19 protein-coding genes are annotated in these 19,768 nt (G+C 51.0%); 18 read left to right on the top strand and 1 reads right to left on the bottom strand.

Features of this window, described 5'->3' with window-relative positions; all coding sequences use genetic code 11:
* Positions 1–55: 55 nt before the first annotated feature.
* The 4 genes from trxB to arsC all read left to right on the top strand — a co-directional run bounded on the left by trxB (position 56) and on the right by arsC (position 3,296).
* Entirely contained in the window at positions 56–1,018 is a 963-nt protein-coding gene (gene trxB / locus ACETK5_RS18055) for a thioredoxin-disulfide reductase (RefSeq protein WP_394057041.1), read from the top strand.
* Between the two features lie 64 nt (positions 1,019–1,082).
* A complete protein-coding gene (locus tag ACETK5_RS18050; protein WP_100536119.1) occupies positions 1,083–1,406 on the top strand; it encodes an ArsR/SmtB family transcription factor in 324 nt (107 codons plus the stop codon).
* Positions 1,407–1,554: 148 nt separating this feature from the next.
* On the top strand, positions 1,555–2,847 hold the full coding sequence (locus ACETK5_RS18045) for an arsenic transporter (protein WP_100536120.1): 1,293 nt from the start codon (positions 1,555–1,557) through the stop codon (positions 2,845–2,847).
* A 29-nt stretch (positions 2,848–2,876) separates the two neighbouring features.
* The gene (arsC, locus tag ACETK5_RS18040; RefSeq protein WP_394057039.1) at positions 2,877–3,296 is read left to right on the top strand and encodes an arsenate reductase (thioredoxin); all 420 of its coding nucleotides are present in this window, start codon (positions 2,877–2,879) and stop codon (positions 3,294–3,296) included.
* A gap of 136 nt (positions 3,297–3,432) precedes the next feature.
* Here arsC and pdxR read toward each other — a convergent pair whose 3' ends face one another.
* Entirely contained in the window at positions 3,433–4,869 is a 1,437-nt protein-coding gene (gene pdxR, locus ACETK5_RS18035) for a MocR-like pyridoxine biosynthesis transcription factor PdxR (protein WP_100539300.1), read from the bottom strand.
* Between the two features lie 304 nt (positions 4,870–5,173).
* On the opposite strand from pdxR, the gene rpmG reads away from it, so the two are divergent.
* The 14 genes from rpmG to narI all read left to right on the top strand — a co-directional run bounded on the left by rpmG (position 5,174) and on the right by narI (position 19,768).
* Positions 5,174–5,323, top strand: a complete 150-nt coding sequence (rpmG, locus tag ACETK5_RS18030; RefSeq protein WP_098742858.1) for a 50S ribosomal protein L33 — start codon at positions 5,174–5,176, stop codon at positions 5,321–5,323.
* Between the two features lie 111 nt (positions 5,324–5,434).
* Positions 5,435–5,908, top strand: a complete 474-nt coding sequence (locus ACETK5_RS18025) for a hypothetical protein (protein ID WP_100536122.1) — start codon at positions 5,435–5,437, stop codon at positions 5,906–5,908.
* A gap of 105 nt (positions 5,909–6,013) precedes the next feature.
* Complete coding sequence (locus ACETK5_RS18020; RefSeq protein ID WP_394057034.1) at positions 6,014–6,622, top strand: DUF1349 domain-containing protein; 609 nt, start codon at positions 6,014–6,016, stop codon at positions 6,620–6,622.
* Positions 6,623–6,835: 213 nt separating this feature from the next.
* The gene (locus ACETK5_RS18015; protein WP_394057033.1) at positions 6,836–7,738 is read left to right on the top strand and encodes an alpha/beta hydrolase fold domain-containing protein; all 903 of its coding nucleotides are present in this window, start codon (positions 6,836–6,838) and stop codon (positions 7,736–7,738) included.
* A 189-nt stretch (positions 7,739–7,927) separates the two neighbouring features.
* Positions 7,928–8,116 carry a hypothetical protein gene (locus ACETK5_RS18010; RefSeq protein WP_100539301.1) on the top strand — a complete coding sequence of 63 codons (189 nt, stop codon included), beginning with the start codon at positions 7,928–7,930 and terminating at the stop codon, positions 8,114–8,116.
* Positions 8,117–8,425: 309 nt separating this feature from the next.
* Positions 8,426–9,106, top strand: a complete 681-nt coding sequence (locus tag ACETK5_RS18005; protein ID WP_326112339.1) for a response regulator transcription factor — start codon at positions 8,426–8,428, stop codon at positions 9,104–9,106.
* 26 nt (positions 9,107–9,132) lie between these two features.
* On the top strand, positions 9,133–10,866 hold the full coding sequence (locus ACETK5_RS18000) for a sensor histidine kinase (RefSeq protein ID WP_394057031.1): 1,734 nt from the start codon (positions 9,133–9,135) through the stop codon (positions 10,864–10,866).
* Positions 10,859–11,461, top strand: coding sequence for a hypothetical protein (locus ACETK5_RS17995; protein WP_100539303.1), 603 nt, complete (start codon positions 10,859–10,861; stop codon positions 11,459–11,461). The genes ACETK5_RS18000 and ACETK5_RS17995 overlap by 8 nt, the downstream gene beginning before the upstream one ends.
* 143 nt (positions 11,462–11,604) lie before the next feature.
* Positions 11,605–12,066 carry a hypothetical protein gene (locus tag ACETK5_RS17990; protein ID WP_394057029.1) on the top strand — a complete coding sequence of 154 codons (462 nt, stop codon included), beginning with the start codon at positions 11,605–11,607 and terminating at the stop codon, positions 12,064–12,066.
* 33 nt (positions 12,067–12,099) lie between these two features.
* Complete coding sequence (locus tag ACETK5_RS17985; RefSeq protein WP_394057027.1) at positions 12,100–13,074, top strand: Gfo/Idh/MocA family protein; 975 nt, start codon at positions 12,100–12,102, stop codon at positions 13,072–13,074.
* A 244-nt stretch (positions 13,075–13,318) separates the two neighbouring features.
* A complete protein-coding gene (locus ACETK5_RS17980) occupies positions 13,319–16,993 on the top strand; it encodes a nitrate reductase subunit alpha (protein WP_394057025.1) in 3,675 nt (1,224 codons plus the stop codon).
* Positions 16,983–18,518: a nitrate reductase subunit beta gene (gene narH, locus ACETK5_RS17975; protein ID WP_100536129.1), complete on the top strand. Its 1,536-nt coding sequence runs from the start codon at positions 16,983–16,985 to the stop codon at positions 18,516–18,518. The genes ACETK5_RS17980 and narH overlap by 11 nt, the downstream gene beginning before the upstream one ends.
* Entirely contained in the window at positions 18,511–19,089 is a 579-nt protein-coding gene (narJ, locus tag ACETK5_RS17970) for a nitrate reductase molybdenum cofactor assembly chaperone (protein WP_100536130.1), read from the top strand. The genes narH and narJ overlap by 8 nt, the downstream gene beginning before the upstream one ends.
* Positions 19,076–19,768: a respiratory nitrate reductase subunit gamma gene (gene narI, locus ACETK5_RS17965; protein WP_100536131.1), complete on the top strand. Its 693-nt coding sequence runs from the start codon at positions 19,076–19,078 to the stop codon at positions 19,766–19,768. The genes narJ and narI overlap by 14 nt, the downstream gene beginning before the upstream one ends.

Here is a 19,768-nt window from a genome sequence, read left to right as displayed (position 1 = left end):
AAGGGGGAATCAAGATCTGGTTCTCCCGGATAAATGAAACAGAGGAGTGAGCGACATGTATAAATCAATCATTATAGGAACGGGTCCAGCAGGTTTGACCGCTGCCATTTATTTAGCCAGAGCTAACCTGAGTCCGCTTGTAATTGAAGGACCGCAGCCGGGTGGCCAATTGACATTAACTACAGAAGTTGAGAATTTCCCTGGATTCATTGATGGAATCATGGGTCCGGAGCTCATGGATAATATGAGAAAACAAGCGATTCGATTCGGTGCTGTGTTTAGGAATGGCTGGGTGAATGAAGTGGATTTTTCATCCCGTCCGTTTCGAGTGTCGGTTGATGGGCTGGGTCAATTACAAGCGGATTCGATTATTCTCTCGACGGGTGCATCTGCAAATTTACTCGGTGGCATACCAGGCGAAAAAGAGAATATCGGCCGCGGGGTAAGCACTTGCGCGACATGTGACGGCTTCTTTTTCCGTAATAAAGAAGTGCTGGTCGTGGGCGGGGGAGATTCCGCCATGGAAGAAGCGAATTTCCTCACGAAGTTCGCTTCGAAGGTAACGGTCGTTCATCGGCGGGATGAACTGCGTGCTTCAAAGATCATGCAGGAACGCGCTAGACAAAATCCTAAAATTAGCTGGGCCCTTAGTAAAGAATCCACTGAAATTATCGCCGATGATCGCGGAGTTACCGGTCTGCGCGTCAAGGATATGAAAACCGGAAACGAAGAAATAATGGAGACCAACGGAATTTTTATCGCGACGGGTCATACGCCCAATACTGCATTTTTGAAAGGACAGATCGATACGGATCCAGCCGGATATATTCGGGTGAAGCCTGGAACGACCGAAACGAACATTCCTGGCGTATTCGCTTGCGGAGACGTACAGGATCCGAAGTACCGTCAGGCAATTACCGCTGCAGGCACGGGATGCATGGCCGCGCTGGATAGTGAGAGATTTTTGGAGGAAGAATCTGCGCACTTGAAATCAGGCACACTTTCCATTAATATATAAGCATTAAATTATATGGTTATGGATTCATTAATCTCATTTTATCGGAGGAAAGGGATGAACCTTATTGGAGCATATGAACGAAATAGCCGAGAAACTCAAATTGCTTGGGGATAAAACAAGGCTTACCATGTTGACGCTCCTTAAGGAAAGAGAATGGTGCGTTTGCGAGTTTGTTGATATTTTTGACATGTCACAGCCTGCAATCAGCCAGCACTTAAGAAAGCTTAAGTCTCAAGGGATCGTAAATGAAGCCAGAAGAGGCCAATGGGTTTATTATTCATTGCATGTTGAGGATAAGCCATATATCCAAGCGGTGTTGAATGAGATGCCAAGTTCTCAAGAAATATTGTCAACGTTTAATAAGGAAATCAACTGTTCCTGTGATTAAACGGCAATCAGCCCGTATGAGCAATAGCTCTCAGGTTGATGAGAGTTATAATCGCTGCTTAATATATAAGTATATCGTTATATATTGATTAATAGAGGGAAAGCAATAACGGTATTTTAGTTCAACACGTCATTGGAGGGTTTGTGCATTGGTTTCTGTTTTGGCTAGCATCATTTTTCTTGTTACATTGGTTTTTGTTATTTGGCAGCCTAAAAATCTGTCCATTGGATGGTCGGCTTGCGGAGGTGCTGTACTGGCACTGCTCGTTGGAGTTGTCGACTTTCAGGATGTTTGGGATGTCACCCAGATTGTGTGGAATGCTACGCTTGCCTTTGTCGCCATTATTATCATTTCATTGATTCTGGATAAAATCGGTTTATTCGAATGGGCGGCATTGCATATGGCGAACGCCGCTCGAGGAAACGGTATCCGGATGTTTGTCTATGTATCCGTTCTTGGAGCGGTTGTCGCTGCATTTTTTGCAAATGACGGTGCAGCACTGATCTTAACCCCGATTGTGCTTGCCATGGTACGGGCGCTGAATTTCGACGAAAAGAAGGTATTCCCCTTTATTATCGCAAGCGGCTTTATTGCGGATACAACCTCCCTTCCGCTAGTGGTCAGCAACCTGGTGAATATCGTATCGGCCGATTTCTTTGGCATCACGTTTACCGAATACGCCAGCCGAATGTTGGTTCCCAATCTGTTCTCTTTAGCAGCAAGTGTACTGGTGCTTTACTTGTTTTTCCGCAAAAGTATCCCGCGGAAATTTGATGGCACCCAGCTCAAGCAGCCATCAACGGCGATTCAAGACCCTGCGATGTTCCGGTTATCATGGATCGTGTTGAGTGTGCTCCTTATCGGTTACTTTGTGTGCGAATTTGTCGGTATTCCGGTATCGATCGTAGCTGGGGTTATCGCGATTTTCTTCCTGCTGATGGCGCGGAAAAGTCCGGCTGTGCAAACCAAGGAAGTCCTCCAAGGTGCTCCGTGGGCAATCGTGTTTTTCTCCATTGGCATGTATGTCGTCGTATATGGCTTGCGTAACGCGGGTCTTACGGATCTACTGGCAAGCGTCATACAGAGCATCGCGGACCAAGGACTACTTGCGGCAACCATGGGGATGGGATTTATCGCAGCGATGATTTCTTCCATCATGAACAATATGCCGACCGTCATGATTGATGCGCTGGCAATTGATGCGACAAGCACATCGGCTGCCATTCGAGAGGCATTAATATATGCCAATGTCATCGGTTCCGATTTAGGTCCCAAGATCACGCCGATTGGCTCGCTGGCAACCTTGCTATGGCTGCATGTCCTTTCGAACAAAGGCGTGAAGATTAGCTGGGGGACATACTTTAAGACAGGCATCATCCTGACGATCCCAACTTTATTTATAACCCTTTTAGGTTTATATATCTGGTTGACCATACTGTAATTTGCAGGATAAAAGGAGAGAAACGAATCATGGAGAAAAAGACACTTTACTTCTTGTGCACTGGCAACTCTTGCCGCAGCCAAATGGCGGAGGGATGGGCCAAAAAACATCTGGGTGATGATTGGAAGGTCTACAGCGCCGGCATCGAAGCTCATGGCCTGAACCCTAATGCCGTCAAAGCGATGAATGAGGTTGGTATTGATATATCGAAACAAACTTCCGATATCATTGATCCGGAGCTGTTAAATCAATCCGACCTGGTGGTCACCTTGTGCGGTGATGCTGCCGATCGTTGTCCGATGACGCCTCCGCATGTTCGCCGTGAGCACTGGGGATTTGACGATCCGGCGAAGGCTCAGGGGACCGACGAAGAAAAATGGGCTGTTTTCCAGCGCGTTCGCGATCAAATCGGCGAGCGTATTCAAAAATTCGCTGAAACCGGCGAATAAGACAAAGCCTTATGCCAGGGTCCGAACACTAAGAGGATTCTTGAGAAAACATTGAAAGCCTGCGTCTATGTATACCAAGAGCGCCCCTACTCGGGGCGTTTTTTTTGTCGAGAGGACCTCGCGTTACCGGTTCTCCCTATTGAATTGCGGCGTGCAGAGCTTGAGCAAACTTGGATATTCCCGATGGGATATCCTCGGCTCTGGCACGGGCATAAGTGAAACGCACATATCCGGAAGCTGAACCGTATACACTTCCCGGCGCAAAAATCACGCCTTTTTGAATGGCGGCCTCCAGCAGTTTGCTGTCATTCACTTCCGGGACGATCTTGCACCAGAGATGGAGGCCGCCCTCCGGCACATGGAAATGAACCAGGCCTTGCAGTTCTTTCTGCAGGACCTCGATCAGTAAATCCCGCTTGTACAGCAAGCTCGCTCTCAGTCTGTCCAGGTGCGGAGCAAAATAGGAAGAATTGAGAAACTGTCCGGCCAAGCTTTGGGGCACCACGCTCAATCCGAAATCCATCTGCTGCCTGGCGTCCGCGAGCCGCTCCACCACCGAATTCGGGGCGACCATCCAGCCTACGCGGAGGCCGGATGCAGCTATTTTCGAGAGCGATCCGATGTACAGCACCGACCCGATGGAATCGACGGATTTCAAAGGGGCAGGCGGCGAGCACTGGTAGGCGGTCAAACTGAAGGGGTCGTCCTCCACGATTGGAAGTCCAAGTTCACTGGCTGCATCCAGCAGCTGTGATCTTCTCTCCTGAGCCATGACGGTGCCAGTCGGATTTTGAAAATTCGGATTAATGAAAATCATCTTGATCCGGTGTTTCTTGTACAGCGACCGAATGTCCTCGGGCCGCACTCCCTGTCCATCTACAGGGAGTCTGAACAAGCGAAGGCCAGCAGATTGAAACATCGGCAGCGAATAGCAATACGACGGGTCTTCAATAGCCACCGCGTCGCCAGGCGACAACAAGCACTGTGTAATGAGATACAGCGACTGCTGTGATCCTGATGTGATCAATATGGATGATTCGGTGGTCCGGATCCCCCGATACTTTTTCAGATACGTAACCAATGCCTGTCGGAGCGGACCATATCCCTGCGGGTTGTCATATCCGAAATAGGACGTGTTCGGTTTTTGGCTCATTAACGTATTCATTTCTTGGATCGGCGCCAAATCACCGGCAAGCTCTCCGCTGGCAAAATCAATCAAAGAAGGATCATGCGCCAGCGCTTCCCGAATCCGGCGGAGAAAAGGGAGATTCGGCAGGAAATTTCCTCCCTCCGCATAACGGTGCCAGTTCGGCGTATGCTTAGGCGTGGCTCCCCATTTGGAGTTGCTGACCCGTGTTCCGCTTCCGGAACGGCTTTCTATAATTCCTAGCGCCCGAAGCTCCGAGTAAGCCAGAACCACGGTGCTTCGATTAACTCCGATTTGCTCCGCCAGTTTTCGCTCGGAGGGGAGTAAGCTGCCTGGTGGAAACTCACCATAAGATATTCTTTGCTCCAGATCATCTGCAATTTGCTGATATAGAGGTTGTGTGCTGTTGCGATCCGGCTTCCACACCTTCCTCATCCTTTCATGAACATATTCAGGCTGGTTTTTGTCTGTAATGTTAATCATATCATTGTGCATAAATGAAGTGTTTTCATAATTTCATCATTACGATGACAAATATCCAAAACTCCGGTAAACATGGATGGCGGATCTGATTGTAGATTGGATGGGGCAACTTATCCACCCTTACCGGATGTGGCTGTATGTCGTTTTCGGTTTCTTGACAAAACGTAAAAATAGGAATAAAGTATGGTTTGAGTTAATCGTAATTATTACGATTATACAATAAATGCGAGAATAGGAGGTGCTGAATATGCGAGTGACGGTAACATTGGCATGCACGGAAACCGGCGACCGTAACTATACAACGACCAAAAATAAAAGAAATCACCCGGAGCGAATGGAATTGCGCAAATATTGTCCGCGCTTGAAGCGGGTGACGCTTCATCGGGAAACTCGTTAAACGAATACAAATCATAAGCCGGACCTATCATCCGGCTTATTTGACTTCGAACGAATTGGGATTACACTAAAAGTAGCAGAATGCAGCTATGTCTATGAGGGGATGGATGGGATGAACGAGGAACGACATGATTCCAGCGGAGAGCTGCTCCTGAGCACACATACCCCGGAACAGTGGAGGCGGAGAAGACAGGAGCTAAACGAGTGGATCAACAGACCTAAAATATGCAAACAGCCCAAACGGACACGGTTATTCGGCAACACCCCTGTGGATGAGCAGTTATATCCGATATTGATCCGGCTGCAGCAGGCGGGATTGGACACCGAGTTTTCCTGCGCGGGCGTGAGTCCTCTTGATGAACCTGTTGATCATTCTCTGTACGCCTACCTCACTTTTTTCTCGAGCGGTCCTGCGGAGCAGTTCGCTAACATACTGATGGGAAATATGAGGCATCGAGCGCTGATTACCTATGAGCCTGCCCGTCACCGCTATGACGTATCGTCGTTTTTTATCGGACATAACCGGTCCTTTTGTCTTCTTCTCCAGCACAGCGCGGATCAGTTACTAAGAGATTCAGCCCAGTAGAATACGGGGCTTTTACATAGAAGTTCTATTGTTTTGCCAGCTCAGAGTCCTTTGAGCAGCTTAGCTTCGAACATCCCTATTAGATGAAATAAGGAGTCGTGATCGATGACGAAAGGGAGAATTGCTTGGCATTCAGGCCAATGGACAACCGCACCGGTATCGGTGACAGAGGAAGAGTTGAATCTGAAGGTTGAGTCCAGAGAAGGCAGTGATTATTGGGAGAAAACCCTGTATGGGTTCCAACGCGACAGCGGCCATTCACTGCTTGCGGCGTGGGATCAGGATGCAGCCATGGAGGTCACATTTGAATTGGATGCCTTTACGGAACTTTATGATCAGGCCGGGTTGATGCTAATGAACGCTCCGGGACAGTGGATCAAAGCCGGGATCGAAATCAATGACGGAATCCCGCAGCTGGCAACGGTCGTCACCCATGAATATTCGGATTGGTCACTCGCGCCCGTGCCGGAGTGGGTTGGTGAGCGTGTCACGATCCGTGCCTCAAGGCTGAATGATGCCGTCATCATCAGGGCGAGAACCGAGAAGCATCCTTGGCGAACCGTTCGCGTGGCACCTTTCCCCGCCCGAACAGAAAGTCAAGCAGGGCCTTTTGTCTGTTCGCCGACCCGCTCCGGTCTGATCGTGACCTTCACGCGTTGGGTGAGCACGCAGCCGGACAGCGATATTCATGTTGACCCGCCGATTGAAGAGTAGGAAAGAGTTAACCTAAATTCTTGAGATTAACCAACAGACATAACGGCAAAGAGACCTCACCCATCCTTTCGTGATCGGTGAGGTCTCTTTTTATATGCAGCCCGCTCTGTATCAATTGCCACAGCGGCCATGCCGCGTGTGGTGATATATTGAGGGTGGTCACACACTTACCTGCCATATATTGATCACGTCCAGCAAAGGGGATGAAGCCATATGCCGAGCAAAGAAAGTGTTGCTATCAAAGAACTGCTAACCGCAGAGGGATTTCATCATAAATGGGAAAATGCCGGAACGATTCGGCAATATATCGAAACATTGCCTCCATATCCTGCGTTATCAGAGAAACAGGAAGGATTTGAAACCCGCTGTTTCCAAAGCGAATCGGGGGTAAGCATGAATTATTATGTATCGCATGGCGCGAAGGAACAGGGAACCGTTGTTTATTTGCACGGCGGAGCTTATATCGAAGAGATTTTGCCGCCCCATTTCACTTATGCCAAACAGTGGACGAAGCGAACCGGATTCAGCGTCATTCTACCCAATTATCCCACCGTCCCAGCTATGGATGCGAAGAAGCTGACGGGGCTGATGCGCGAATTTTACAAGTACATCTGCACCCAGGTGAGGAGTCCAGTATTTCTAATGGGCGATTCGGCGGGTGGCGCGCTGGCTCTCGATATGGCCCAGTCGGTGAAGGGAACTCCGCATGCACCCAAGGGGTTAATCCTGCTCTCCCCATGGGTGGATGCAGCCACGGTCAATCCGCAGATTGCCGCGCTCGGTATACCGCAGCGCGACGTCTTTCTCCAGCCGGTCGGGCTCGGTGAAGTCGGAAGGATGTACGCTGGAAGCCTTTCGCTGGACGATCCGGCGGTCAGTCCTTTGTTTGACGAGATGGGAAGCCTTCCCCGCACGGTCATTCTCATCGGAACCGATGATTCCCTGCTCCCGGACGCTCGTCTTTTGCGCGATAAACTGGTCCGAGAAGGCGTTGATACCGAGTATTGGGAGTACGAGAATATGATGCATGTGTGGCCTCTGTTTCCGATGCCTGAAGCCGAAGAGGCACTGGAGCGGTTGCATCAATGGGTGGCATGCGATGGAGGAAGGCTGTAATGGAGGGTGACGAACCATCCAATTGGATGGTCAAACTGTGGCGAAATTGGATGGTGTGCATTAGCCGATTGTTCATTATAATGAGGCAGAAATGATAAAAGAATGATGATTACTGTTGATCCTGATGCCTCAGGTTCTATAATAGATTGTATATAATGAATAATCGAATGGGGTTGTTTGTGGTTGGTTATGTATATTATCGTCATCGCGCTGGCTTTAATTGGAGGAGTTTCCACGCTTGTTGTAGGATTATCTCAGGAGAATAAGAAGGCAAACCCGAACTATGAGCGGAAAACCAAAACCAATCTCACGAAGCTGCTCATCATTTATCTTGTTTCGTTAATTGCGTTTATTTTGATATGGATGATTTTTAGATAACTGTAAAGGCCGTTTCCTGGAACGATGACCGGGGAGCGGCCTTTTGCTATTCAGATAAAGGACTCGGGGGTGTCCGACGATCATCTCGTGATAGGAGCTGCTGAAGTTCAAACCGAGTACACACGATGTACACAGCACTTCTCTATACTAGGTCTTGAACTTAGAGACGAAAGGTGTGGAGGACAGATGCACGGTATGGCGAATTATGGATGCTGTCGGTCATACAGGATGAACGTGATTCGCAGTTCATTGTGTTAACATGAGGGTATATGGAAACTTCAGCTTATGACAGATGCGGAGTGTTATGCAATGAAACGGAGTCTATTGTTGGTCGAGGATGACCTGCTGATGCGGGAGTTCATAACGGACTATTTCAAAAAGGAACAATGGGAAGTGCATGAAGCGGAGAATGGAAGGATTGCGCTTGAAATTTTCGAGCAGATCTCCATCGATCTGATGGTACTGGATATCATGATGCCGGAAATGGATGGGTGGTCGGTATGCCGGCGCATTCGCGAGAAGTCGGACGTGCCGATCATCATGATTACGGCAAGAGCCGAGGACGATGATCACATCATGGGGTTCGAGCTGGGGGCCGATGAATACGTGACAAAGCCGTTAAGCCCGAGAGTACTGGTAGCCCGTGCCGCTGCATTAATGAAGAGAAAGGAAGGCACGGTTGGACGTGAGGGGGATCGTCTGGTCTACGGCGATTTATACGTAAACCGAACGGCGCATACCGTCTCGGTTGCGGGCAATAAAGTTAATCTGTCCCCGAAGGAGTATGACCTGCTTCTCTTTCTGATCAAGCATTACGGGAAAGTCCTGTCCCGTGATTATATTCTGGATGCGGTCTGGGGTTACGATTATTTGGGCGACCTTCGCACCGTCGATACGCATATCAAAAAGCTGAGAGCCAAGCTCGGGGATGAAGGCCGCCATATATGCACGGTTATCCGTTCAGGCTACAAATTCGAGACGGAATCATGAGAAGAAGCGTCGTTTTCAAACTGTTCATGGTGACGTCTGTGATGATATTGATCGTCTTTTCACTGGTGATGGTAGCGGAAGGACTGTTCTTCGAGCGGTTCTACCGTACGTCCAAAATCCATGCATTAGAGCGGAATATGAAACAATTCGCGCTGCAGCTTAAAGAGCTGGAGGCGGGAGAACGACAGACGGCAAGGCTGCTCGGTCATTTCATGAATGAGAATGATGCCAGCATCGCGATGCTGAACGAACGGTTTGCTCGCTTGCATATCAATCCCTACGTGCTGGAGCTGCAAGCAGAGGACGGCAAGAACATCACGATTCTTCTTCCAATGGAAGGAATGGCTCTGGAAGACATCCCGCAGGGGATCAAGACCGGCGATACGCTGGTGGTTGATGGCATCTTTATGGACGAGATAGACACGGTTATGCAGCCTGTAGTCTTTCAGCCAACCGATTCGGAGGCGGATGAGGGATTGGTGCGGATCAGAGGGAAGGTTACGGACATGATGCTGCCGGAGAAGCGGTCGTATAACCCGTTATATCAGGATGCGCTCATTGACGATGCCCTTCTGGAATGGACGCAGCAGCCGGAACAGGATCTGAAGCTCCTGCAAAAGGGGTCACCGGTTCGGATGTCATGGACCGACAAGTGGAGCGGGGGCGATTACGTGGTTCTGGTTCGCTCGCTTGCGGAAGAGGGCCAAGAGGATCGTTATTTGTTTGTCATGACCTCGATGCAGCCAGTCGGGGAAGCCGTCGGTACGCTCAAGCAGTATTTTATCTATATCGCGCCGATGATTGTGGTGCTTGTCATGGTCCTGTCCCTGATCTATTCCCGCATGGTCTCTAGGCCGTTGGTGCAGTTAAACCGGTCGGCGGCGCGTTTGGCAAAGCTGGACTTTTCCGCGCAGGCGGAAATCCGTTCCAAGGATGAGTTCGGGGAGCTGTCACGCAGCATGATCACGTTATCGCAGAATCTGGATGCAGCCCTGAAGGAGCTTACCCGGGCGAATGCCAGGCTGCAGGAAGACGTGGAGGAGAAATTGAGATCCGAACAGCTCCGCAAAGAGCTGATCGCGAACATTTCCCACGAATTAAAGACCCCGCTGGGGATTGTCAAAGGATTTGCGGAAGGGCTGCAGGATGGCGTGGCGGACGATAAAAGAGAACGGTACCTTGCCTTCATCGTCAATGAAACGGATCGAATGAATGCGCTGATTATGGATATGCTGGAGCTTTCCAAATTCGAAGTGAAGGCTATAAGGCTCCAGCCCCGAAGTTTTTCGCTCACTGATCTTATCCAACAGGCGGCGGATTCGTTTACCCGGCAGTTGGAGGACAAACGTCTCCAGCTTAGCATCCACCAAGGTCAAGATGAAGAGGCCATCGTTCAGGCGGATTCGAGACGGATTGAACAGGTTATTCTCAATTTATTGAGCAATGCCATCCGGCATGCCGAGGAGAACAGCGTCGTTACCATAAGGTTACTGCGGATGTCTCCAGGGAAGGTCACCACGATCATTGAAAATGCCGGCAAGCCCATTTCGAAAGCGGAAATGGGGCGGATCTGGGACCAATTCTACCGAGCCGAGCGTTCCCGGGATCGCAAATCCGGAGGTACGGGCCTTGGACTCGCGATTGTCAAACATATTCTGGTGCTTCATGAAAGCGACTACGGCGTGATGAATACAGAACGCGGTGTAGCATTTTATTTTACTTTAAACGAAAGCGGAGGGGACATTCATGCTCATGAATAACAAAAAAACCATCTATCTTATGTCGGCACTGCTCGTGCTGCTTCTGACCAGCGCGTGCGGCGCAAAGCCGGACACAGAGTCTCCGGCGACCCAGACGGGTTCGCCGATTGAAACGGATCAAGGCGGCGAGGTTGATCCTGAATCGCCGTCCGCTCAAGACGGGACCGATGCTTCAGCCGATCCCGAATCGAACCAAGGAGACTCGGAAGCAACCAAAGATCCTGATCAGGAAAAACAAAACGAAATCCAGGATCCACCGGCGGAAGGGGATCAGCAGATCCTTATTGTGATCGATCAAACCCCCAAGCCGATTACGGGAAACAGCTTCGACTTTGGCGTGACCAAACTTCCGGAGGGTTACTCCTTGAGTGAAATGGAGTGGAAATCGGACAAAACCGAGATCAAGAGCACGGTTCAAGAAGCGATTGAACACGGGCAAACCGGGGAAGACGGATTTTATATCAGCGGAAACGGACAATTTTCCGGGTTTATCTATCCTGACGGGATGAAGGGTGAGGAGGGCCAGGTCTTGTTCCGTTTCATCGATGAGCAGGGACATGAGTTAACCTGGGAGAAAACATTGACTCTGAAATAGCGTGGAACAAGTAATACAGACAGAAGGGCGGCCGGATGCGACCGCCTCTTCGTTTTTTCAATCGCTGAAAGGCACGATTTTCAGCAATCACCCGCTGACATCTCTTATAATAGGAAAAGAATCATTCAGTAAGGAGTGAGGTTTTGGAGCTTTTTTTGAGGAAAAACAAATACGGCTTGATTGTGCTGGCGCCATTAATCGGAGGCTGGTTGTTTAATTCATTAATGGTTATGCTGCCCTTTTCCGGTTTTTTGCTCTGGACGGTCAATATAGGATTCATGCTGTTCTGGTTCTGGGCCGGGCGGCAGTTCGCCCTGCTTCCGAGGAGTAAGATGTACAGCTTCCTGCTGGGTAACCTGGTCTGGCTGCCATCCTTCCTGCTCTACATTTGGCAGTTCGTACTTGTGGACGAGGCCTCCAGGAACATGATGCTCGCCGGTCTGTCCCAATATTATGTATTATTCATGATTATCATTGGAACCCAGGTTCATTTGATGTATTCTGGAGACATCAGCTCCACGGAGATCGTCATCATCGCTTATGTCCTGATGCTGGTTGTGTTCGCTGCAGGATTTGTATATCAATGGCTGAGAAGAAAACCATAGTGTCTCTAATCAAAGGGGAGGTCTTAGGATTACATGGCATTGCGAATTGGAATCATAGGCACAGGCTGGTTTAGCAAAGTACATGCAGATATTTTGTCCAACATGGATGGAGTTAACGTTGCCGCCTTCGTTGGGACGAGTCAGGAGAAAGCGGAACAAGCGGTGCGGGGCTATGCCGGGGCCAAGGCGTACAGCAACGTTGAACAGATGCTGGATGCAACGAAGCCGGATGCGGTTTATATCTGCGTCCCGCCGTTTGCGCACGGAGAGATCGAAGCCCAGATCGTGGAGCGGGGCATTCCTTTTTTGGTCGAAAAGCCGCTGGGCACGAACCTGGATACGCCAAGGCAGATTCTGCATGAGGTGAAGAAGGCCGGTTTGATTACGTCTGCCGGGTACCATTTCCGTTATACGGATGCAGCCATCAAGGCTGCCGAGCTGCTGGAAAGCCGGGAGATCGGGATGGCGCTTGGCTACTGGATGGGAGACATGCCGCAAGTGTACTGGTGGAGACAGCAGGAAGGCTCGGGAGGGCAATTCATCGAGCAAACCACCCATATAGTTGACCTGCTTCGCTGCCTGCTGGGTGAAGCGGATGAAGTGTATGCGGCTTATGCCCATCGAGCAATGAAGGATATTCATGAGGGGGTAACGGTGCACGACGTAGGTACCGCGACGCTGAAATTAAAATCCGGCGCCGTGGCAACGATCTCCAATACCTGCATGCTGCCGGAGTCGGATCGGGCCGGCTTGGATATTTATACGGAGCAGGGGGTCATCGGCATTCAATCCGATAAACTCATCGTTAAGGAAAAAGGAAGAATGACGGAAATCCGCAATGCAGCTAATCCTTATCTTCGAGAGAATGAAGCTTTCATCCATGCGCTGCGCACAGGCGATGCTTCCGGAATCTTATCGACCTATGAGGATGCCGTCAAAACCATGGAAGTTACCTTTGCTGCTTTGCAGTCGGCCGAAACGGGGGTCCCGGTGAAGATCGGGGAATGATCATATCCCGTTAGAACCCCAAGATGTCCCAGAAGACCATCAGGTCTTCCGGGGGCATCTTTTTTTCGTTTCAAAGAGAACCGTGCATGAATCGCGCCTGCCTTAATCAAGGGAATTCTCGCAGGAATATAGGTGTTTCCCTAATAGGAACCGATGAAGAAGGCACCCATAATAAAGCTATACGAAGGACGGCACATTGATTCCCCAATCATTGTCTTTCAAGCAGAAGGAGTTGAACTGTCCTATGAAACGAAAGTCGGGGCTGAAGTTCTTCAAGAGGATGGAAAGCTATTCTGACAATTGGTCCGTTCTGGAGGAGAAAAGCAGGGAATGGGAAGATATGTACCGCAAGCGCTGGTCGCATGACAAAGTGGTACGGACGACGCATGGCGTGAATTGCACAGGCTCCTGCAGCTGGAAGGTCTTTGTAAAGAACGGGATCATCACTTGGGAAAACCAGCAGATTGATTATCCCTCCTGCGGGCCGGATATGCCGGAATTCGAACCGCGCGGCTGTCCGCGCGGAGCTTCATTTTCCTGGTATGAATACAGTCCGCTGCGGGTGAAATACCCTTATATGCGCGGCCGGCTATGGCATATGTGGCAAGAAGCCTTAAGCCAACACAGCGATCCGATCGCCGCTTGGGCCAGCATCGTCGAAGATCCGGAGAAATCCAAGTCCTATAAACAAGCACGCGGGAAAGGCGGTCATGTCCGTGTGTCCTGGCAGGAGGCCACGAAGCTGATCGCTGCCCAGTTAATCTATACGATCCGTAAATACGGCCCGGACCGCATTGCCGGGTTTACGCCCATTCCGGCCATGTCGATGATCAGTTATGCTTCAGGGGCCAGATTTATTTCCCTGCTTGGGGGAGAAATGCTCAGCTTCTATGACTGGTATGCGGACTTGCCGCCGGCATCTCCACAAATCTGGGGAGAGCAGACCGACGTGCCGGAGTCCAGCGATTGGTACAATGCCGGTTACCTTATCATGTGGGGCTCGAACGTGCCGTTAACGCGGACGCCGGACGCCCACTTCATGACGGAGGTGCGGTACAAAGGCACGAAGGTTGTGTCGGTCGCGCCGGACTATGCCGAGAACGTTAAGTTCGCCGACAACTGGCTGGCTCCGAATCCCGGAACCGATGCGGCCATTGCACAGGCCATGACGCATGTCATCTTAAAAGAATTCTATCATGATCGTCAGGAACCGATGTTCCTGAATTATGCGAAACAATATACGGATATGCCTTTCCTGATTCTATTGGATGAGTTTGAGGGGGGATACAAGGCAGGACGTTTCCTCCGGGCAAGCGATCTGGGAGATACCACGCAGCATGCCGAGTGGAAGCCGGTGATTATCGACGAGAACACCAACGAAATCACGGTTCCGAACGGCACGATGGGACAGCGCTGGGAGCAGGACAAGAAATGGAACCTGATCCTGGAGCGCGAGGACGGCTCGGTCATTGCGCCGGCGCTATCCGTGGAGCCTCAGGGTGGGGAGCGGCAGGTCATTTCCTTCCCGTTCTTCGACAACAACGCCAACGGCACCTTCAAACGCCAAATTCCGGCGAAGACCATTCAGTTGGCGGACGGAACGGAGCGTCTGGTGGTAACGGTGTACGATCTGATGCTGAGCCAATATGGCATTGGACAGGCAGACAGCGGGCTGGGTGCAGACGGATATAAGGATGCGGACTCCTTCTATACCCCGGCCTGGCAGGAGAAGATCACCGGTGTGAAGCCCTCCGTCGTAGTCCAGATCGCCCGGGAATTTGCGCAGAATTCGCTGGATACCGGCGGCCGCTCCATGATCATCATGGGCGCGGGTATTAATCACTGGTTCAACAGCGACACGATCTACCGCTCCATTTTGAATCTGGTCATTCTAACGGCTTCCCAAGGCGTAAACGGCGGCGGCTGGGCGCATTACGTCGGCCAGGAGAAATGCCGCCCGATCGAGGGCTGGTCCACGGTCGCCTTCGCCAAAGACTGGCAGGGACCGCCGCGTCAGCAAAACGCCACTTCGTTCTTTTATTTTGCGACCGACCAATGGAAGTACGAAGAGATGGGTGCCGATTCCCTGAAATCGCCAACGGGCGGGGAGATCCGTTACCAGCATCCGGCGGATTACAACGTGCTCGCCGCGAGACTGGGATGGCTCCCATCTTATCCGCAGTTTAACAAAAACAGCTTGAAGTTTGCGGAGGAAGCAGCTCAGCTGGGGAAAACCACCCATGAGGAAATTGTGAAGCATACGCTTGAACAAGTGGTTTCCGGGGATACGAAGTTTGCGGCCGAAGATCCCGATGCGCCTGAAAACTTCCCGAGATCGCTGTTCGTTTGGCGTTCGAACCTGATCTCGAGCTCTGCCAAGGGTCAGGAATATTTCATGAAGCATTTATTGGGCGCTTCCGACAGCCTGCTCTCGACGCCGAATGAAGAGGATAAGCCGGAGGAAATGGTCTGGCGCGATAACGTGGAAGGCAAGCTGGATCTGCTGGTTGCCTTGGACTTCCGGATGACATCAACTCCGATGTACGCAGATGTCGTTCTTCCGGCAGCAACCTGGTATGAGAAAACGGACTTGTCTTCAACCGATATGCATCCTTTCGTGCATCCGTTTAACCCGGCAGTCGATCCCCTCTGGGAATCACGGTCGGACTGGGATATATACAGAACGATTGCCGAAGTCTTCTCCGACATGGCGAAGACTCATCTGCCGGGAATTTATAAGGATTTGGTCACCACACCGCTCTCTCATGACTCCATTAGCGAGATTGCCCAGCCATACGGTGAAGTGAAGGATTGGCGCAAGGGCGAGATCGAAGCGATTCCGGGCAAAACGATGCCTAATCTGACGGTGGTTGAGCGGGACTATACGAAAATTCACGACAAATATATCACGCTCGGTCCGAACCTGGCTACAGGCAAAGTCGGAGCGCACGGCGTCAGCTTCTCGGTCGCCGAAGAGTATGAAGAGCTGAAGCGTTTGAACGGAACGTATTTCGATGACACCATCAAAAATGGCCTGCCCAAACTCCATACGGCAAGAAATGCGGCGGACGCCATTTTGAATCTGTCTTCGGCCACGAATGGCAAAGTATCACAGCGAGCCTGGGAATCGGCGGAGCAGGACACCGGCGTGCAGCTGAAAGACATTTCCGCGGACCGCGCCGCAGAGCGCATCACGTTCCAGAGCATTACGGCCCAGCCGCGGGAGGTTATTCCGACGCCAGTATTCAGCGGATCGAACAAAATGGGAAGAAGATACTCCCCGTTCACAACGAATATTGAACGGCTAGTACCTTTCCGTACGCTGACCGGCAGACAGCATTTTTATATCGACCACGAAATTTTCCTGCAGTTCGGAGAGGCGCTGCCGGTGTATAAACCGACGCTTCCGCCCATGGTATTCGGACCGCGCGACAAGCAGATTACCGGGGGGAAGGATACACTCGTGCTCCGATATCTGACGCCGCATGGCAAATGGAACATTCACAGCACCTATCAGGATAATCTGCACATGCTGACGCTGTTCCGCGGAGGCCCGACGGTATGGATTAACAACGATGACGCAGCGGCTAATGACATTCAGGACAACGATTGGCTGGAAGTCTACAACCGCAATGGCGTTGTCACCGCCCGCGCCGTCGTCAGCCACCGGATGCCGAAAGGCACGATGTACATGTATCACGCCCAGGATAAACACATCAACGTGCCGGGCTCGGAAATTACGAAGGACCGCGGAGGCAGCCACAACGCGCCGACGAGAATACATGTGAAGCCGACCCAGATGGTCGGGGGCTATGCACAGCTCAGCTATGGATTTAACTACTACGGACCGATCGGCAACCAGCGGGATGTGTACGTGGCTGTCCGCAAAATGAAAGAGGTGGATTGGCTTGAAGATTAAGGCACAAGTCGCCATGGTCATGAATCTGGATAAATGCATCGGCTGCCATACGTGCAGCGTCACCTGCAAGAGCACCTGGACGAACCGTCCGGGTGCGGAATACATGTGGTTTAACAACGTGGAAACGAAGCCGGGCGTAGGCTATCCGATCCGCTGGGAAGACCAGGAGAAGTACAAGGGAGGCTGGACGCTGAAAAAGGGCAAGCTGCAGCTGAAATCCGGCAGCAAGCTGTCCAAAATCGCGCTCGGCAAAATCTTTTACAATCCGGATATGCCGGAAATGAAAGATTACTATGAGCCGTGGACCTATAACTATGAGCATCTAACCAATGCCGGGGAGAAGAAGCATCAGCCAGTGGCCCGTCCGAAATCGGCGGTAACCGGCGAGACGATGAATCTGGAATGGGGTCCGAACTGGGAAGACGATCTGGCGGGAGCCCATGTGACCGGCCCAAAAGATCCGAATATCGAAAAGATCGAGGAAGAAATCAAGTTCAACTTTGAGCAGGCGTTCATGATGTATTTGCCCCGCCTGTGCGAGCACTGCCTGAACCCGAGCTGCGTAGCGTCCTGTCCTTCCGGAGCCATGTACAAGCGGGATGAAGACGGCATCGTATTGGTGGACCAGGAAGCCTGCCGCGGCTGGCGGTACTGCATGACGGGCTGCCCGTACAAAAAGGTGTATTTTAACTGGAAAACGAACAAGGCGGAGAAATGCACCTTCTGTTTTCCGAGAATTGAAGCCGGGCTGCCTACGGTATGCTCCGAAACCTGTACAGGACGTATCCGGTACTTGGGCGTGCTGCTGTACGATGCCGACAAGGTACAGGAGGCAGCCTCCACGCCGGATGAGAAGGATCTCTATCAAGCTCAGTGCGATCTGTTCCTGGATCCGCATGATCCGGCTGTGATCGAGCAGGCGCGCAAGGACGGATTAACCGAAGAATGGATCGAAGCTGCCCAAAACTCGCCCGTATATAAACTGGCCATTGAATACAAGCTGGCCTTTCCGCTCCATCCGGAGTACCGGACGCTGCCGATGGTTTGGTACGTGCCGCCGCTCAGTCCGATCATGAACTATTTTGAAGGCAGGGATTCGATTGAGAACCCGGACATGATTTTCCCGGCAATCGAGGAGATGCGTACACCGATCCAGTATCTCGCGAATCTGCTCACGGCAGGGGATACGGTGACGGTGAAGGAAGCTCTGCAAAAAATGGCCATGATGCGTTCTTACATGCGTGCGCAATCGTCGGGGACTGCGTTTGATGAGACACGGCTAGCACGGGTTGGCTTGACCGCTTATCAAATGAATCAGATGTACCGGCTGCTTGCTATCGCTAAATACGATGACCGATTTGTTGTTCCGACTTCGCATAAAGAAAGCCATATGGATGTTTACCGTTCACAGGGTTCCGAAGGCTTTAGCGCAAGCTGCGGCGGCTGCGGACCGGAGGGTTTGCAGGGCAAAACGGGCAAAGAGCTGTACGAAGAAAACTTCTACGGGGGGATCTGGCGTGATTAATCTCGGAAAGCTGCATGATAATAAACATGTTTTCGGCTTTTTCGCTCAGCAGCTCACGTATCCGGAAAAGCTGGACTTCCATCCGTCGGTCATGGAGGAGTCGCTTGGCTCCTCAGACCCGGCCTATGAATCCGTCAGAACGTACTGGACGACCATGCATGAATACAGCATGGAACAGATTGAAGAGCTCTACGTCCAGACCTTCGACTTTCAGGCGAAATCTACGTTGTATATGACCTATTATAAATTTGAGGATGGCAGGGAACGTGGTCAGATGCTTGCCAGACTTAAAGAGACGTATGAGATGTTTGGCCTCGGCATCGAGGGCTCGGAATTATCGGATTATCTTCCGCTGATGTGTGAGTTTTTGTATGCAGCGAATTGGCAGGGGCGTGAAAAGGAAGCGGCGGAGAGCCTGGATTTGATGATGGCTGTCATGGAAGACGGTACCTATCATCTGCTGAAAGCTTTGGAGAAATATAAGAGTCCGTATCGTTATCTCATTCAAGGTCTGCGAGAGACGTTCAAAGCGTGTGTCCATCGGGAGGCGGCAGCTCATGAGCATGATTAATCAGTTTCTGTGGGTCATTTTTCCCTACATCTGCCTTGCCGTGTTTATTGTCGGTCATATTTATCGATACCGTACGGACCAGTTTAACTGGACGGCAAAATCCAGCGAGTTTATCGAGAAGAAGCATCTCAAGCTCGGCAGTCTCATGTTTCATCTAGGCATCATTCCGGTTATCGGGGGGCACGTCGCAGGTCTAGCTATCCCTCAATCCTGGATGGAGTCGCTGGGCGTCAGTGATCATATGTACCATATCGGGGCGGTGTATATCGGGAGCGCATTTGGCTTTCTAACGCTGGCAGGTATGGTATTGTTAACCGCTAGGCGGTTCACCATTCGAAATGTCCGAAAACTCAGCTCCGCTTCCGATATGATGGTTAATGTCCTCCTGCTGTTTATCGTATTTATGGGGATGTACAGCACGCTGGTCACGAACGCGGTGCAGCCGGAATTCAATTATCGGGAAACGGTCTCCGTGTGGTTCCGTGGGTTGTTTATGCTCCGTCCGGATGCTTCATTGATGGTGAATGTGCCGCTATCATTTAAAATTCACATTCTGGCGGGATTTGGCATTTTCGGCTTATGGCCGTTTACCCGATTGGTGCATGTGTGGAGTGTTCCGTTGAATTATGTGGGTAGAAGATATATCCTGTATAGAAAGCACCGTAAATTTGAATCGTAG

The organism is Paenibacillus ilasis (genome assembly GCF_043195395.1).
In the GTDB taxonomy this organism is placed as follows: Bacteria; Bacillota; Bacilli; order Paenibacillales; family Paenibacillaceae; genus Paenibacillus_AQ; species Paenibacillus_AQ lautus.
This window is presented reverse-complemented; position numbering and strand designations above follow the sequence as displayed.

Bases quoted from the DNA above. Each gene is read 5' to 3' on its own strand.
- ACETK5_RS18015 (WP_394057033.1), top strand. From the start codon at position 6,836: ATGCCGAGCAAAGAAAGTGTTGCTATCAAAGAACTGCTAACCGCAGAG.
- ACETK5_RS18005 (WP_326112339.1), top strand. From the start codon at position 8,426: ATGAAACGGAGTCTATTGTTGGTCGAGGATGACCTGCTGATGCGGGAG.
- trxB (WP_394057041.1), top strand. From the start codon at position 56: ATGTATAAATCAATCATTATAGGAACGGGTCCAGCAGGTTTGACCGCT.
- ACETK5_RS18010 (WP_100539301.1), top strand. From the start codon at position 7,928: ATGTATATTATCGTCATCGCGCTGGCTTTAATTGGAGGAGTTTCCACG.
- arsC (WP_394057039.1), top strand. From the start codon at position 2,877: ATGGAGAAAAAGACACTTTACTTCTTGTGCACTGGCAACTCTTGCCGC.
- ACETK5_RS17995 (WP_100539303.1), top strand. From the start codon at position 10,859: ATGAATAACAAAAAAACCATCTATCTTATGTCGGCACTGCTCGTGCTG.
- ACETK5_RS17985 (WP_394057027.1), top strand. From the start codon at position 12,100: ATGGCATTGCGAATTGGAATCATAGGCACAGGCTGGTTTAGCAAAGTA.
- ACETK5_RS18025 (WP_100536122.1), top strand. From the start codon at position 5,435: ATGAACGAGGAACGACATGATTCCAGCGGAGAGCTGCTCCTGAGCACA.
- ACETK5_RS18020 (WP_394057034.1), top strand. From the start codon at position 6,014: ATGACGAAAGGGAGAATTGCTTGGCATTCAGGCCAATGGACAACCGCA.
- rpmG (WP_098742858.1), top strand. From the start codon at position 5,174: ATGCGAGTGACGGTAACATTGGCATGCACGGAAACCGGCGACCGTAAC.
- narI (WP_100536131.1), top strand. From the start codon at position 19,076: ATGAGCATGATTAATCAGTTTCTGTGGGTCATTTTTCCCTACATCTGC.
- ACETK5_RS18000 (WP_394057031.1), top strand. From the start codon at position 9,133: ATGGTGACGTCTGTGATGATATTGATCGTCTTTTCACTGGTGATGGTA.
- ACETK5_RS17980 (WP_394057025.1), top strand. From the start codon at position 13,319: ATGAAACGAAAGTCGGGGCTGAAGTTCTTCAAGAGGATGGAAAGCTAT.